The 17,351-nt window shown below is 29.3% G+C and carries 13 protein-coding genes; 2 read left to right on the forward strand and 11 right to left on the reverse strand.

Going from position 1 to position 17,351, the window contains the following annotated elements; genetic code table 11:
- Positions 1–41 precede the first annotated feature (41 nt).
- Positions 42–923, reverse strand: a complete 882-nt coding sequence (locus ACX6CF_RS22435; RefSeq protein ID WP_458787611.1) for a helix-turn-helix domain-containing protein — start codon at positions 921–923, stop codon at positions 42–44.
- Positions 924–1,154: 231 nt separating this feature from the next.
- Here ACX6CF_RS22435 and ACX6CF_RS22440 point away from each other — a divergent pair, with 231 nt between their 5' ends.
- Both ACX6CF_RS22440 and ACX6CF_RS22445 read left to right on the forward strand, forming a co-directional pair.
- Positions 1,155–2,588, forward strand: coding sequence for a tagaturonate reductase (locus ACX6CF_RS22440; RefSeq protein WP_458787612.1), 1,434 nt, complete (start codon positions 1,155–1,157; stop codon positions 2,586–2,588).
- Positions 2,588–4,075 carry a UxaA family hydrolase gene (locus tag ACX6CF_RS22445; RefSeq protein WP_458787613.1) on the forward strand — a complete coding sequence of 496 codons (1,488 nt, stop codon included), beginning with the start codon at positions 2,588–2,590 and terminating at the stop codon, positions 4,073–4,075. Before ACX6CF_RS22440 ends, ACX6CF_RS22445 begins: the two co-directional genes overlap by 1 nt.
- An 82-nt stretch (positions 4,076–4,157) precedes the next feature.
- Here ACX6CF_RS22445 and nadC read toward each other — a convergent pair whose 3' ends face one another.
- The 10 genes from nadC to ACX6CF_RS22495 form a co-directional block, all read right to left on the reverse strand.
- The gene (gene nadC / locus ACX6CF_RS22450; RefSeq protein WP_458787614.1) at positions 4,158–4,991 is read right to left on the reverse strand and encodes a carboxylating nicotinate-nucleotide diphosphorylase; all 834 of its coding nucleotides are present in this window, start codon (positions 4,989–4,991) and stop codon (positions 4,158–4,160) included.
- Positions 4,992–5,017: 26 nt separating this feature from the next.
- Positions 5,018–6,538, reverse strand: a complete 1,521-nt coding sequence (locus ACX6CF_RS22455; RefSeq protein ID WP_458787615.1) for an L-aspartate oxidase — start codon at positions 6,536–6,538, stop codon at positions 5,018–5,020.
- 15 nt (positions 6,539–6,553) lie between these two features.
- Positions 6,554–7,459, reverse strand: coding sequence for a quinolinate synthase NadA (nadA, locus tag ACX6CF_RS22460; RefSeq protein WP_458787616.1), 906 nt, complete (start codon positions 7,457–7,459; stop codon positions 6,554–6,556).
- A gap of 125 nt (positions 7,460–7,584) precedes the next feature.
- Positions 7,585–9,390, reverse strand: coding sequence for a substrate-binding domain-containing protein (locus ACX6CF_RS22465; RefSeq protein ID WP_458787617.1), 1,806 nt, complete (start codon positions 9,388–9,390; stop codon positions 7,585–7,587).
- On the reverse strand, positions 9,387–10,589 hold the full coding sequence (locus ACX6CF_RS22470) for a response regulator transcription factor (protein WP_458787618.1): 1,203 nt from the start codon (positions 10,587–10,589) through the stop codon (positions 9,387–9,389). Before ACX6CF_RS22470 ends, ACX6CF_RS22465 begins: the two co-directional genes overlap by 4 nt.
- A gap of 15 nt (positions 10,590–10,604) precedes the next feature.
- On the reverse strand, positions 10,605–12,383 hold the full coding sequence (locus ACX6CF_RS22475) for a sensor histidine kinase (RefSeq protein ID WP_458787619.1): 1,779 nt from the start codon (positions 12,381–12,383) through the stop codon (positions 10,605–10,607).
- 122 nt (positions 12,384–12,505) lie between these two features.
- The gene (locus ACX6CF_RS22480) at positions 12,506–13,561 is read right to left on the reverse strand and encodes an arabinose ABC transporter substrate-binding protein (RefSeq protein ID WP_458787620.1); all 1,056 of its coding nucleotides are present in this window, start codon (positions 13,559–13,561) and stop codon (positions 12,506–12,508) included.
- Positions 13,562–13,609: 48 nt separating this feature from the next.
- A complete protein-coding gene (locus tag ACX6CF_RS22485) occupies positions 13,610–14,674 on the reverse strand; it encodes a uroporphyrinogen decarboxylase family protein (protein ID WP_458787621.1) in 1,065 nt (354 codons plus the stop codon).
- A gap of 31 nt (positions 14,675–14,705) precedes the next feature.
- The gene (locus tag ACX6CF_RS22490) at positions 14,706–15,698 is read right to left on the reverse strand and encodes an ABC transporter permease (RefSeq protein ID WP_458787622.1); all 993 of its coding nucleotides are present in this window, start codon (positions 15,696–15,698) and stop codon (positions 14,706–14,708) included.
- 1 nt (position 15,699) lies between these two features.
- Complete coding sequence (locus ACX6CF_RS22495) at positions 15,700–17,202, reverse strand: sugar ABC transporter ATP-binding protein (RefSeq protein ID WP_458787623.1); 1,503 nt, start codon at positions 17,200–17,202, stop codon at positions 15,700–15,702.
- Positions 17,203–17,351: the final 149 nt, after the last annotated feature.

Here is a 17,351-nt window from a genome sequence, read left to right on the forward strand (position 1 = left end):
ATATCTTTGTTTCTCAAATTATAACAACCTAACATTTTCCATCATATCATCCCGTTATTTCTTCTGTATTTACCAGGTGAAATACCGCACACTTTTTTAAATACTCTATTGAATTGTGATATGCTACCGAATCCGCAATTTTCACATATATCTATTGTTCTTAACTTAGTTGTTTCTAATAATTCTTGCGCTTTTTTTATACGTATCAGTTGAATATATTCAATCAAAGTATAACTCGTCATATACTTAAACCTATGAGACAAATAGTAAGAACTAATATAGAATCTTTCTCCTAGTAATTGTAGGCTCAATTTTTCTTCATAATGACTATGGATATAGCCTATTACTTCAAGAATTTTTTGTTCAGTTGTAGTTAGATCTTTATTTATTGTTGGTTTAGAGTTTCCATTCTTTTTAATCGTGAGGAATAATTCCTGCATTATTGAATGTATTCTAAAATTGTAACCATTTCTCTTTTCTTTTGCCTCCATCCTAATAATTTGCAGATTCTGATTCCATTTTCTCTTTGTTTCTGTATCTAATCTAATTATTGGATAAGATTGCCCAAAAACTTGTAAAAACCAGCTAATATCATCTTCAGGCAGGTAGTTAAAATAAGTCTTATTAAAACTTATTAGATATCTTATATTATTAGAATTATTAGGATAAAGTGTTTTATGTAACAAATAAGGTTTAATCAATAAAACATCACCAGCTTTAACGCTTAATAGTTCACCTTCAATTAAATAATTAGCGCTTCCTTCCTTAAGGTAATAAACTTCATAAAATGGATGAAAATGAGTAACAAACATTCTCTTACTACCAGCAATCTTATTGTAAGATAAAGATAAAAATCTATTGTTATCTTTAAATTCATAAAATATTTTTTCATCAAATAAAATAGGTATCTCGAAATTATTCACATCTATTATTCCTTTTCTTATATTCTTTATAATAATTATTCCATAATGAGTAAGAATGATTAATCTTATCATAAGTATATAGAATAAGATATATATAGTAAAGCAATATTTGCGTATTTATCAATCAACCAAGCAAAATATAAGCTGTATTTGTTACTTTTGCATTTTATAATATATTTAAATGGATTCTTATGATTATAAAATTCATCCAGTAAAAAGGAGGAACAACTAATGAATCTTTCTAAAAAAGTCATTAGCACTAAAAAATATACAGAGAGAGTATTACAGTTTGGGGAAGGTAATTTTTTAAGAGCATTTGCTGATTGGATTATACACAAGATGAATCAAGAAAACATATTCAATGGATCTATAGTAGTTGTCCAACCTATAGAACAAGGTCTTATATCTATGCTTAACGAACAAGATGGATTATATACGTTATATTTACAAGGTATTAATAAAGGAAAACAAATTAGTTCACATCAGATTATTTCTTCTATAAGCAGAGGCATTAATCCATATACTGATTTTGATGATTATTTGGAAACAGCAATAAATGAAGATATGCGTTTTATTATATCCAATACTACAGAGTCTGGCATTTATTTCGAACCTGAAGATAAGTATACCAATATACAAAAATCATTTCCAGGAAAGCTTACAAGATGGTTATATGATCGTTTTCAATATTTTAAAGGAGACATCAATAAAGGAATGATTATAATGCCCTGCGAACTTATTGATCGTAACGGCGACAAACTAAAAGAAATCATCCTAAAACTAATAGATACATGGGAACTAGATGATAACTTCAAGGATTGGATTATTAATCATAATCAATTTTGTAACACACTCGTTGATCGTATCGTACCTGGTTATCCTAAAGATAGGATTGAAGAAATTACGGAGGATTTAGGATATAATGATAAGCTTGTTGTAGAAGGTGAATACTTTCATCTATGGGTAATAGAAGCACCAAGTTGGATAAAAAAAGAATTCCCTGCTGATACAGTAAAATTAAATGTAAAATTTGTAGATGATATATCTTTATATAGAACCAGAAAAGTAAGAATACTAAATGGTGCTCATACTTCACTAGTTCCTGTATCTTATTTATATGGATTAAGAACAGTAAGAGATAGTGTTATGGATAAATTGATAGGTCAATATGTAAGAGAAATCATGTTTAATGAAATCATACCTACTTTATCATTACCCCAATCAGAATTATATGATTTTGCAAATGCAGTAATTGATCGTTTTAAAAATCCTTACATCAATCATTACTTAATAAGTATAGCATTAAACTCAATATCTAAATATAAAACAAGAGTATTACCATCCTTATTAATATATATCAAAGAACAAAACGAACTACCTAAAAAGCTGATATTTTCTTTAGCCAGCTTAATTTATTTTTACAAGGGTAATATAAATGGAGAACTTATTGGGTTGAATGACGATAAAAGTATTATAGAAGAATTCAATAATCTTTGGAATATCCAAAAAGCTTCCTATGAAATTATTGCAGCTGCAATCTTATCAAATAAATCTTATTGGGATATTGATCTAACTGAGATAGATGGTTTAGAAAAATTAGTAGTTCATTACCTAGAGATAATAGATAAAGAAGGAATGCATATAGCCATAAAAGAGGTGCTATAATGAGAGATTTTATACGTATTAACAAAAAAGATAATATAATAGTAGCATTAAAAGACTTGCCGAAAGGAAAAAATCTATATGAAGATGAGTGGAATATTACACTGCAAAGTAATATCCCAAAAGGCCATAAAATTTCAATTGAATCATTACTAAAAGGAGAAGATATCATTAAATATGGGTACACTATTGGAAAAGCAACTAAAAATATTAAAAGTGGTACTCATATACACATTGATAATCTAAAAACTAATTTAGGAGGCACTATAAATTATACATATCAACCAATAGTATCAACTCTAAATAAAAAATTAGAAAACAAAACTTTTAGAGGATATAAAAGATATAATAATAAAGTCGGCATAAGAAACGAACTCTGGATAATCCCCACAGTAGGATGTGTAAACGGAACAGCCGAATTAATAGTTAATAAATTCAAAAAAAGTATTAATGATCTATGCATTGATGATATTTGTATATGGAAACATCCTTTTGGTTGCTCTCAATTAGGTGAAGATCATAAGAATACAGTTAACATCTTAAGAGATTTAGCTGTACACCCAAATGCAGGCGGTGTACTTGTATTAGGACTTGGTTGCGAGAACAATAATATAGAATCCTTTAAGGAAAGGTTCTTACCTAATGACAATAACAGAGTTAAGTTTTTAACATGTCAAGATGTTGATGATGAAATTAGCGAAGGGGTTAAACTATTAGAAGAATTATATGAAACAATGAAACAAGATGAAAGATTAGAACTTCCAATATCCAAATTAACTATTGGCTTAAAATGTGGTGGTTCTGATGGACTTTCTGGCATCACAGCTAATCCATTAGTTGGTCAAATATCTGATTTTCTAGTAGCAAATGGTGGTACTACTGTATTAACAGAAGTACCTGAAATGTTTGGCGCAGAAACCATTTTAATGAATCGTGCAATTAATGAAGAAACTTTCAATAATTTAGTAAAATTAATAAATCAGTACAAAGAATATTACTTAAGGTTTAATCAACCAATATACGAAAATCCATCTCCTGGTAATAAAAAAGGAGGCATTTCTACCCTAGAAGATAAATCCCTAGGTTGTATTCAAAAAGGTGGAAATGCTCTAATAACTGATATCCTTAATTATGGAGATATGATTAAAAAATCTGGTTTGAATATTCTATCTGCACCTGGAAATGATTTAGTAGCTACAACAGCTTTAGGTGCTAGTGGATGCCAAATGGTAATTTTCACAACTGGAAGAGGAACCCCATTCGGTGGCTTTGTACCAACTATAAAAGTCGCTACCAATTCAGAATTATATAATAAAAAACCTCATTGGATTGATTTCAATGCAGGAGAATTGATTAATGACCAGACTATAGATAATGCTCTAGAAAATTTTATTACTTATATAATTAGTGTTGCTTCAGGAGAAAAAGTCAACAGTGAAAAAAATGGTATAAAAGAAATTTCAATCTTCAAAAATGGTGTAACTTTATAGATTTATGCAAGTTGAACTAAATAATTGCTATAGAATCAGCAATTATTTAGTTCTATCAATTTTATACTCAAAGAAATTATATTCATCTAAATTTCAAACTAATGTCCAATGCCTTTACTGAATGAGTAATTGAACCAACAGATATAATATCTACACCTGTTTCTGCTATTTCTTTCACAGTTTTAATATTTACATTGCCTGACGCTTCAATAATAGCTTTACCATTTGATATGATTACAGCTTCTTTCATCATACTTGTCGTCATATTATCTAACATAATAATATCAGCTTGTGCATTAAGAGCTTCTTTTAACTGCTTAAGATTTTCAACCTCAACTTCAATTTTCATTGTATGGGGAATACTCTCTCTTGCAATTTTTATAGCTTTCTTTATACTACCTACAGCTCTAATGTGATTGTCTTTAATCATAACTGCATCAGATAAATTGAATCTATGATTATATCCCCCACCTACTCTCACTGCATATTTTTCTAGTGTCCGTAGACCAGGTGTCGTTTTCCTTGTATCCACAATTCTTACTGACATTTTATTTATAACATTAACAAGACCATTAGTCATTGTAGCTATACCAGAAAGCTTTTGTAATATATTTAATGCAGTTCTTTCACATTTTAGTATACTTTTTGTTGGACCAGATATTTCTGCAATAATATCCTTCTCTTTAATGCTATCTCCATCTTTTGTAGAAAATCTTATTTCAACTTCTTTATCAACTAGATTAAAAACTCTTGAAAACACTTCACATCCTGCAACAATACCTTCTTCTTTTGCAACTAATACAGCATTACTTTTTTGGTCATCACTAATCAATGTATCAGTAGTGATATCACCATAATTCATATCTTCTTCTAAAGCTAAAATAATTATTTTATCAATTTTTTGCTGTAAAACCATTATATCCTCCTGTCATGTATCACCTATTAATTCAAGTTTATTTTCTTGGTTATATTTTTGTTTAGATCATCGTTTATTATTGCTTTTATAACTAAGATCATATTTACTTTTTCAATTTCTTCCCTACAAATAATACTAGTTTTTTTAGCATTACAAAAAACCTTATTAACCTTATTTTCAAGTTGCTTAACCTTAGCTACAGTCCTATCAATACCAAAATATTGACCCATCCATTTTGATATAATATGCTCGTCTTCCATAATTTTATATGACCCATCAACATTAATAATCCTAATATCCTTATTGGTATCTATAAAATCATATATTTTTTTCTGGATGTTGCTTGCTACCCTTCTTCCAAAAACTATGGCTTCCAATAGTGAGTTACTGGCTAGTCTATTTTTGCCATGAACTCCTGAACATGAACATTCCCCACAAGCATACAAATTATTGATTGATGTCTGACCATTAATATCGACCTTTATTCCACCCATAAAATAATGCATCCTAGGAGCAACTGGGACTAAATCTTTTGCCATATTTATATTATTTCTTTGACAAAATCCAAAAATCGTTGGAAAACGTAATTTTAGAGCTTCTACATTCCAATGAGTTATATCTAAATATACGCATGGTGTTATTTGTTTTTTGATTTGTTGCATTATAGCCAATGATACTATATCTCTAGGAGCCAGTTCTTTCATTGGATGTACTTTTTCCATAAACCGTTCTCCTCTTTCATTATAAAGTAAAGCTCCTTCACCTCTTACTGCTTCTGATATAAGAAAACTTTGCTTATAAGAACTATTATTGTAAAATACAGTGGGATGAAATTGTAGATATGACATATTCCTAACAATTCCATTAGCACGCAACATCATAGCGATACCATCTCCATTAATACCTTTTGCATTAGTGGTTTGATCAAACAAATTCCCTATTCCGCCTGTATTGACAATGGTATATTTTGAAAAAATTGATTTTACATTTCCATCATCCAATATGAGAATACCTATACTCTTATTATCATATGTCAATATATCTATTACAAATATATCTTCTCTAATATTTATATTTTTTCTTTTTTTTGCTAGATTATATAAAGCTTCCATAACAGATTTCCCAGTAGAATCTCCTGCTCTAATAATCCTTGATACACTATGAGCACCTTCTTTTCCCAATAAGAATCCATTACAATCTTTATCAAATAGAACTCCTAGTTTTTCTAGCTGTATTATGTTATCCATAGCTTCATTAACAAGTATACTAACTGCTTCCACATCAGATTCGCCTCTACCGCATACCATAGTATCATTAAAAAACATTTCTTTTGTATCATTAATCTTATCACAAGGAGCAGCTATCCCTCCTTGAGCCAAATATGAATTTGTTTCTTTATAAGGTTCCTTAGCGACAATTGTAACATCTATATCAGAAGGTAACATCAAGGCTGTATATAATCCAGCTATCCCACAACCGACTATGACTACGTCCGTATATTCTTTAGGTGTACTATTTGTATCAAAAGGAATTAAATATTCTCTCATTCTATCACCTACAATTTATAATAAAATCATTTTTTTTAGAGCATCATATGCTTTTTTTCTTACTCTCTCATCAACCTCAATAATATTAGTTTCACTTTCTAAAGAAGTTATTACATCTTTTAATGTTGTTTTCTTCATATTCATACAATTCAACTTATCTGATAATAATATAAATTCTTTATCAGGATTTTGTTTTTTCAACGTATATAAAATACCTCTTTCTGTTCCTATAATGATTTTCTTATCTTTTAGATTCTTAACTTTTCTTATTATCTCTGAAGTACTACCAATAAAATCAGCTTCTTCTATAATCTCTGGTCTACATTCAGGATGTACCAATAAAGGAGCATATGGGTATTTTCCTTTTATATGTACTAGATTTTGGATTGTTACTCTATTATGTACGATACAAAATCCTTGCCACATGATTACTTCTTTATTTCTTATCTGTTTTGCTACATATGATCCTAAATTTTGATCTGGCACAAATAATATTTGATTGGCTTTAACGCTATTAACAACATTTATTGCATTAGATGAAGTACAGCAAATATCACTCTGGGCTTTAACTTCTGCCGAAGAATTAACGTAACATACTACAGCAGCATCAGGATAATCTTTTTTTATGTCACACAACTTTTTAGCTGTTACCATATCAGCCATTGGACATCCTGCTTCTAGAACAGGAAGTATCACTTTTTTATCAGGTGAAAGTATCTTTGCCGTTTCAGCCATGAACTTAACACCGCAGAACACAATTATATCTTCTTTTACACTCATAGCTATTTTTGATAATGCCAAGGAATCTCCAATGTAATCAGCAACTTCTTGTACTTCATCAAGCTGGTAATTATGTGCCAAGATAACTGCATTCTTCTCTTTCTTCAATTTAATTAATTTTGTTTTCAAATCTTCTATCATAGTATCACCTTTTCTTATCGTCAGTAATTTTTATGACTTTACAAGTGTCTTGTCACCTACAAATATATCATAATATTTCCTAATATGCAATAAACAAAAAATGTATTTAAGTATATTAAGAAATATTATTTATCTTCTATAACTAGTTTATCTTTACTTATAACTTTTTTAGGCGATATACCATTCATATAGTCTCTAACTACCTTAATCAATTGGCTTTGAGTAACAGGGTAAGATTGGACTAAACAGCTTATCTTGTGATTAATTATTGAAGTATCAACAGAATTACATGTTGTTACCATAATCACATCTTTTCCTGTTGTTAGTCCCTTATCTTTTATTGCTTTCAGAGCACCATAAGATATATCTTTTTCGTGTGTAAATACTACATTGACTTTATTATCATTCAATATATCTGCCATTTGTTCATAGGCTTCATCAAAAGATAAATCTGTATCTACTCTATACTTAACATTAATCCTTGAGTAACCGTTAATAACCTGACTAAACCCTTCTGTTCTCTGAATAGTGGATGCTGACTTACTATGCCCTCTAATCTCAGCAATTACTATATCATTTTTATTATAAATATTGTTTACCAAATAACTAGCTGCTAATTTACCTTGGTCATAATAATCAGAGCCTACATATGTCGTCCATAGATTCTCTTTTGAATTTACCATGTTATTTAATAATATTATAGGGGTATTCTTTTGTTTTGCTATAGTAAGCACATCATCCCACCCTGAACTAACTACAGGTGATATAGCTATCATATCTACATCATTATCAATAAGTTTTTTCATAGTTTCTATCTGTTCAACATGTTGCTCTTTAATTGATAAATTAGTATTGATATTTCTATATATCAACTTAATATCTTCTTTCTCAAATGTAGTATACGTATTCTCTAAATTAAAACTATTGGAAGTATAAGAATCAATATACCCAAGTTTGATTGATTGTCGCTTGATAGGTTCATTTTCAATACCATTCATATTTTCTTTGGTTATTGGTATTGTATTAAGTATAATCTTTCTTGGAATATCCGTTTCCCCATTTAAGATATCTATAGCATAATCAATCGCTTCTTTTCCACCTATAGGACATAAGAAAGTTGTATTCAAAATTCCTTCTTCCAAATAAGACTTATACGTATTAGACATCAAGCCAGATATACCAATAAATTTCAAATCTAATTCTTCTATTTTAGATGCATAATAAGCTCCTAGAGCCATGGCATTATTATGAGCAAATACTATGTCAAAATCTTTCTTTTTTTTCAGTAATTGATTCATTCTTTCCTCAGATTGACTAGTTAACCATTCACATGAGACACTTGATATTATATTAATATTAGGATGTTGATTAATGATATAATCGAATCCATGACTTAGTTCAACTACTGAAGGCTCTTCTATAGGTCCTCTAATTTCAACAACTTTTCCCCCATTATTCCCAAGCAAACTAACTACTCTTTCACCTACTTTTTTACCTAATGAATAATAATCTGGACCAATATAAAGAGTAAAATCATAGTTACTAACATCTCTATCCAACACAATTACTGGAATCTTTTTATTTATCTCACTTAATAAAGGACCTAAAACATTAGCATCATTTACAGTGATAATAAGTAAATCAATACCATAGTCCATTAACATATTTATATCTTTAACCTGTTTATATGTGCTAGAACCGGCATTAGTAAATATAACACTAAGGTTATCTATTTTATCTGCTTCCTTTTTCATTTGTTCGTTAACAATTATCTGCCATTCTTCACTAAGATTAGGGTGTGCCATTCCTATCAAATACTCAATTTGAGGATCTTGAGAACTATTACTTGTCAATGAATTAATAATAAAAAAAGCAACTATGATTATTGGTATCAATACTAAAATATGATAACTGTATCTTAATTTTCTCAAATACCTTCATCCTTCCCATGTCTATAAACAGTAGGTGAAACCCCAGTTATTTTTTTGAATGCTGAACTGAAATAATGCTGAGTACTATATCCAACATTCTCAGCAATCTCATATAACTTTATTGTTGGGTTATTCATGAAATCAATTGCTTTATTGATGCGTATTTTCGTTAAATATTCTTTAAAAGACATTCCTGTTTCTTTTTTAATCAATCTACTTAAATAAGCTGCACTTACATTAAGTTCTTTCGAAACTTCAATTAGACTTAAATCTTGGTCATAATATTTTTTTTCAATATAACATTTAGCTAATTGAACAATAGGTGTATATTCAATATTAGCGATAAGTTGTTTATATAAGCGTTTATAATAATCTGGTAAATCAAGAAAGTCATCATTAAGCTTTTGATAAAGCGTCACAACTTCTCTACCTAGATATTTACTAATGGTAATCTTGACATTTTTTTCAATGCTTAAAATCTCATCTTGTTGGGTCATGGGCAATAGTACTACTACAACATCGTTTTCGTGAAATATCAATGCTTGTTTATATTCATCTAACATTTCTTGTAAAATATTCTCTAGACAAAAATTCAATAAATCCCTTTCTAATTTTACTGTATCCTTATTTTCAATTTCTAATGGCTTAACTAAAAATAATAAATTTATTTTGTTATAATCAATATTTAATAAATTGAATTGATTGTATATCTTATCACTTGAAATCTTTCCCTTCAACCAATCGCTTAATAATTGCTGTAGGATAGTATTTTTATTATTGTGAACTTGATATTTAGCCCAATTGATATATTGATTATTTTTAAGGTTTTGTTTCAAAGTAACGATTGCTCTTTGTACCGTTTCCATTAATTCTTTTCTATTTACTGGTTTTAGAACATAATCAAATATCTTAAGAGTTAGTGCTTTTTTTGCATATTCAAATTCATCATAACCTGATATGATTATTATTATACAGTTTGGTAAGATTTCTTTTATCTGAGTAATTAATTCTAACCCTCCGATGAAAGGCATGCATATATCTACAAACATGATATCGGGTCTGATTTCTTTTGCTAATTGTAGAGCTACCTTGCCATTTTCAGCTTCTCCTACAACTTCAACCCCCATCTCTTCCCATTTTAGTTTACTTAATCCTCGTCTAATTTTAGGTTCATCATCTGCAATTAAAAGTTTATACACCAAAAGCCCTCCCTTTTAATCTTGTATAATTGGATGAAATATTTTAATTATGGTACCTTCTCCTTCGATACTCTCTATTTTCATTCCATAATCTTCACCAAAACTTAACTTTAATCTTTCATTTACATTAAACATACCTATTCCATATTTCCCTGTTTTCTCTCTAACTTTATTAAATATATCATTCATTTCATTTATTGTATATTCATCTATTCCTACTCCATTATCTTGAATAATAAAACAGATTTTATTTTCTATTTTAATAATTTCAATTGAAATATGACCTTTATGTTCACATTCTTTAATACCGTGATAGATAGCATTTTCTACAATCGGCTGTATTATTAGCTTAATTACTCTTGATTCTAATAATGATTTATCATAATCTATAGTATAGTCAAATTTATCCTCGTAACGTGCCATTTGAATTGTTAAGTAACTTTCAACATGTTTAATTTCGTCTTTTAAAGTTATTATTTCTTTACCTTTACTAAGGCTGATTCGAAATAGATTAGTTAGCGAAGTAACTATTTCAGAGATATCATCCGCTTCATAATCTTGTGCCATCCAATTAATGGTATCCAATGTATTATATAGAAAATGAGGCTTAATCTGAGCTTGAAAAGCTCTTAATTCAGCTTTTCTTTTTTTCCGTTGTTCAATATAAACTATATTTATGAGATTTTTAATTGATTCAATCATCTTATTAAAACTTTTACCTAATTTCCCAATCTCATCATTGTACTGACTTTCAAATCTTACATCAAGCTGTCCATTTTCAGCTTCTGCCATTAATTTTCTTAATTTACTTATTGGTTTTGTCAGAGATCTTGTTATTAAGCCTGATAAAATTATTGCAATGATTATTATTAAAATACCATATAGAATTATATACATGATAACTTCAATAATTATACTCATTGTTTCATCTGTAGGAAATATTCCAATGACATTGTATCCTGTATAGTTAGAATAATTTTTTAGGATTTGATAATCTTTATTATCAATTGTGTGAAGATTATTTTGTGGTTTCATATCTTGTGTTATTGAAGGATGTATCCTATAAACTATTTTATTGACTGGTGCATATACCACGTCACCTTTATTATCTGCTACATATAAAAACCCACTTTTCCCTAATACAACATTATCAATAATATCTTCCACAACTGATAATTTCATATCTATCATAATGACTCCTTTGAAATTTTCCTTAGAGTCTTTAACAGCCTTTACTATTGATATAACATTATCAGCACTATAGTAATCATATATACTTCTTACATTTCTCCCTATAGGTTTACTGAATAAGTGTATTTCGTTAGGGCTATTAACAGCTTTTCTATACCAGAAATCATTATTAAGAGGAGTGGTTTCAATTTTTTTCATATTATTACTGATATAATTACCATAAGTATCAGTAAATAATATACCAGAAATATCTAATTCTGTTTTTGAATAATTGTTGAAGAGATATAAAATATTGTCTTCTAATATTTTTTTTTCGCTATCAGTCGTATAACTTTGATTTACATATTGTAAAAGAGATTTATCATTAGAAATATAATTTATTGTTTTTTCCATGTTACTTATATAGAACTCAATATTATTCTGTACTTGTTTGACCATCTGTAAAGTATGATTATTAGTAACTTCTTCTAAAGATTTACTGATTCTATTAAAATTCAACCAACTTAATGTTATAACAGTAAGTAATATTATAATAATATAATTAAACATTATCTTATAGAGAATACTACTATTCCTATATAAATTGACTAATTTTATTTTCAATATTATGTGCTCCATTCTAAATTAGTAATAATGAATCATAAGTTAATAAACATATTATATCACATAATTGAAAAAAACGGGTGACGAACACCCGTTATAAAAAATACCATTATTAGCACATTTTACTCTGCATATTTACCCATAACTTCTTTATAATTATCTTTGGTTACTATTATAGCATCTACTGCATGTTCCATTGGTATCTCTGTACCATTTTTAATATGGTCAATTAAGAATTTTGCTGAATCACCACCGACAGCCTGTGCTGAAAAATATGTAGCTGCTTTCATTGCTGAATATTCTTTCTTGAATTCACCTTTTGCTAAATAAGCGCCTAGACCTATAACACAAGAGTCTTTATCCAATCCAGCTTGTTCTAAAGCTCTTACTCCACCAACTGCTCCTTCGTCATTAGCTGCCATTACCAACCATTTCTTTACTTGAGGATTTGCTGTGATAACACTTGATGCAGCAGTAAAACCTTTATCTGTTTCACCATTATAATCTGCACGGAAAATCTTGTCTTCGGAGAAATCAACATTCTCAGTGAATTTGTCATACTCTCCTTCTGTTCTAGGAACACAACTAGATACAGTATCCATAGTTAAGAGAAGTAATCCTGCTTCATCATCTTTGTCAAGCCCATTGTCAATTGCATATTTAGCCATCCATTCACCATTAGCAGCACCAATATTGTAAGCACTGATTCCTACCCATGGTGCTAATTTATTACCATCTTCATCTTGTAATGCATCATCAGCTGCAATAACAGGAATATTTGCTTCTTTTAATTTATTTACAGTTACTTGGCTAAGTTGTTGATCTGGTATACAAGTTAGTACTCCATCAACTTCTTGAGCTATAACATTATCAATAGCTTGTAAATATGTTTCAGGATTCATTTTTGCATCAATGTAAATGAATTCATCTACTCCCATTTGCTTACACATTTCTTCTGCTGCTGCACCTTCATCTATAAACCAAACTTGGTCACCAGCTTTATAAATACCTGCAATAACTATCTTATCGTCTTTCTTCTTATCTTCATTATCCTTTTTCTCTGTTGTTGATTTATTATCTTCTTTATTACTTGATTCTGTTTTATCATCTTTAGAACATCCAACAAATAACCCAATAATTAATGTTGTAGCGATTAATAAACTTAATATTTTTTTCATAACAAATACCTCCGATTTTATATTTTTTGTTAATACAATTTTAACTATTTATTTCAAAAAATCTTTACAAGCCTGTACATAAGCATTTATATTTTCCCAAGGTACTTCAGGTTCCAAAAGATGTGTAGGTGCTACTAAAAGCCCTCCTTTATCTCCTGCTATTTCTAGATTTCTAAATACCTCCTTTCTAACATCTTCTGGTGTACCAAAAGGCATTGTTGATTGAGTACCGATCGTACCATGAAACGATAATTTGTCACCAAACTCCGAATAGATATCTTTAAAATCCATACATTCAGGTTGAATGGGGTTAAGTACATCAACTCCTGCATCTATTAGATGTGGTATAAAAGGAGTTATATAACCGCAAGAATGGTAAAATACAATAAGGTTCTCATTAATCTTTTTAACTTCACTAATTAGATTCTTTAATCTTGGTTTTAGCCAAGTTACATATAAATCTTCACTCATCATGATACTTTTTTGCATTCCTATATCATCACCAATGAATAATATATCTACTCCAGCATTCACGAATGATTTTGCTCTTGATAAATTGATTTCATATATCTTATCTAATAGATAAACAGCTTTTTCATCCTCAAACATCATATCCATCATGAGTTCTTCCATACCTCTTATATACCAGGAAGCTTCCCATATAGTCATCTGCATATTACCAACAGCCGCTAGACCTTCTTTGTGTATTTGTTCAACTTGCTCTTTTTGATGTTCATTATAAGCAGAATGAAAATCAGGAAATGGATAACTTTTAATTTGTTCTAAACTAGTAATCTGCTTCAATGGATTTCTCATATATGTCATATGCTTTGCAGCCTCACTACCTGGTTCATGCCCAACACCCCAGTAATCAATCTTTGAACCTTGTTTCAATGAATCAAAATACTTAAGATATTTATCAGTATTAGTATCGACAAGTTTCATATCATCTACATATTTCCAAGGCATGTTAAAATATTCCATGTAATCTCCTATGTAATCAGTCTTCTTTCTAAACAACTTCTCCAAATCTGGGCATAATAGAAATTCTACAGGTACTTCTCCGTATCCTTCTCTTTTAAGTAATGATAATAAATTTTCTCTTTTATTCATATAATATATCTCCTATCTATATTGAAAAATCTTAACTATTTGCCATACTGCTCTCCAATATTTTTTTATCTCTTCTTCTTTTTCTAAGGAAATCGAATGTTAATGCAATTAATAATAACAATCCTCTAGCTACATATTGCCAAAACGTAGGAACATTTAACATTATAAGACCGGTGTTAAATCCTTGTAATATAAATACACCCAGTACAGTACCAAATATTGTTCCAACTCCACCAGAGAATGCTGTTCCACCTAATACAGCTGCTGTAATAGCATCAAATTCTAATCCTACACTTGCAGCTGGTTGCCCTGAATTCATTCTAGAAGCTAATAAAGCACCTCCTAATGCAGCTAATGCTCCATTAATCATATATAAGATTAAAGTTATTCTTTTTGGATTTAGTCCTGCTAATCTAGCAGCCTCTTTATTACCACCAACTACATAAATACTTCTTCCAAATCTAGTTTTGGATAAAATGATACCAAATATTATAAAAGAAATTATTAATATAATGACAGGGACAGGAATACCTAGTATCCTCTGACTACCTAACTTAAGAAAACTAGTATTAGTTATAAAAACAGGTTTTCCATTACATATTATGTATGCTAATCCTCTAACAATGGACATAGATGCAAGAGTTGCAATGAAAGGCTCTAACTTCAAAGCATTAACGGTAACAGCATTAAAAATACCAATCAATAAACCAGCTATAATTACAACTACCACTGTAACAAAAACATTACCTGTAGAAGATAATACTACTGCTGCTAGAACACTACCAAATGCAGCAACTGAACCTGCCGATAAATCAACTAATCCTGCAATAACCAGATATGTTTCACCTACAGCAACCAAACCAGTAAGTGAAGCTGCGATTAGTATATTTATCATATTCTTATATGAAAAGAAATGTTTATTGAATAAAGAAAATATTGCAATCATAACTATTAATGCTATCAATAATCCTATTCTATCACTTGGTATCTTTTCTCTTAATGTCTTGAATTTTTGTTTATTCATCTTAATTGACCTCTCCTTCTAACATTGCATAGGCAAGAATTTTTTCTTCTGTAGCCTCTTCTCTCATGACTTCACCTGTTATATATCCATCTTTCATAATGATAATTCTATCGCTTAACCCTATAACTTCTGGAAGTTCGGAAGATATAAGAATAACACCCATACCATTTTTAGCACAGTCGCATATTAATTTATAAAATTCAGCTTTAGCTCCCACATCAATACCTTTTGTGGGTTCATCTAATATTAATACTTTTGGATTAGTAGCCAACCATCTTGCAACGATAGCTTTTTGTTGATTACCACCACTTAATTCAACAATCTTTTTTAATCCATTAGGAGTTTTAATATTAAACTTCTTTATATTATCATTAATCAGATTATTTTCTTTTCTCTTGTTGATAAATCCTATCTTACTAATAAGATTATCTAAAACAGCAATACTGATATTGTATCCAACAGATAAGTTTGGTAAAATACCCTGAAGTTTTCTATCTTCTGGACATAGTACTATACCTTTTTTTATAGCCTGTTTTGGAGATTTACTATTAATTTCAAAGTTTTCTAATAATATTTTTCCACTATTAATTTTATCTGCTCCAAAGATTGCACGCATTACTTCTGTTCTACCGGCACCTACTAATCCTGAAAAACCAAGAATTTCTCCTTCTTTCAATGAAAATGATATATTATCTACGTCATTTGTCGTTAGATTATTAACCTCTAGAATAGTATCTCCGTACTTTTTACTCCTATCTAATTCATTGAAGATATCTCCTAGGTCTCTTCCTACCATCATTGTGATTAAGTCTTCATTAGTAACTTCTTTTCGGTTAACTAGATTAACATATCTACCATCCTTGAAGACAACTACTTTATCCGCTATTCTCTCAAGTTCTTTCATTCTATGAGAAACATAGATAATAATTTTATTTTCCTTTTTAAGTTTGTTTATTATATCAAATAGGATTTCGATTTCACTATCAGATAGACTAGCGGTTGGTTCATCAAAAGCGATAACTTTCAATTTACGGCTATATGCTTTCATTATTTCAACCATCTGTTGATGTGCAATACTTATATTTCTAACTTTAGCTTTTGGATCAATATTAAGACCAAATTCATCAATTATTTTCTTTGCCTCATGATATAACTTTTTATAATCAATTAAACCATTTTTTTTAATTGGCTGTTGCCCTAAAAATATGTTTTCAGCAACACTTATATCTAATACTATTTGACGCTCTTGGTATATAATGCTAATCCCTTCATCTATGGCTTCTTTTGGTGATTTAAAATGTTTTGCTTCTCCATTTAGTATATATTTACCACTAGTTGGCTGAAAATCACCATTCAAAATTTTTAAAAGAGTAGATTTACCAGCTCCATTTTCTCCAACAAAAGCTAGTACTTCTCCACTGTTTGCTGTAAAACTTATATTATCCAATGCTTTAACTCCTGGAAAATATTTTGTTATACCTGAAAATTCCAGTGTATCTTTCACATTTGAACCTCCTTAAAATGATATATCATATAATGTTTAAAAAAATTATACTAAAAAATTGAGATTTTGTATTTACAATAAAGTAGAATAATTTATAAAAATATGACATAAAAAAAAATTGACAATTTGCATTGTCAATTTTTTTAACC

This window comes from Vallitalea sediminicola (assembly GCF_054408565.1).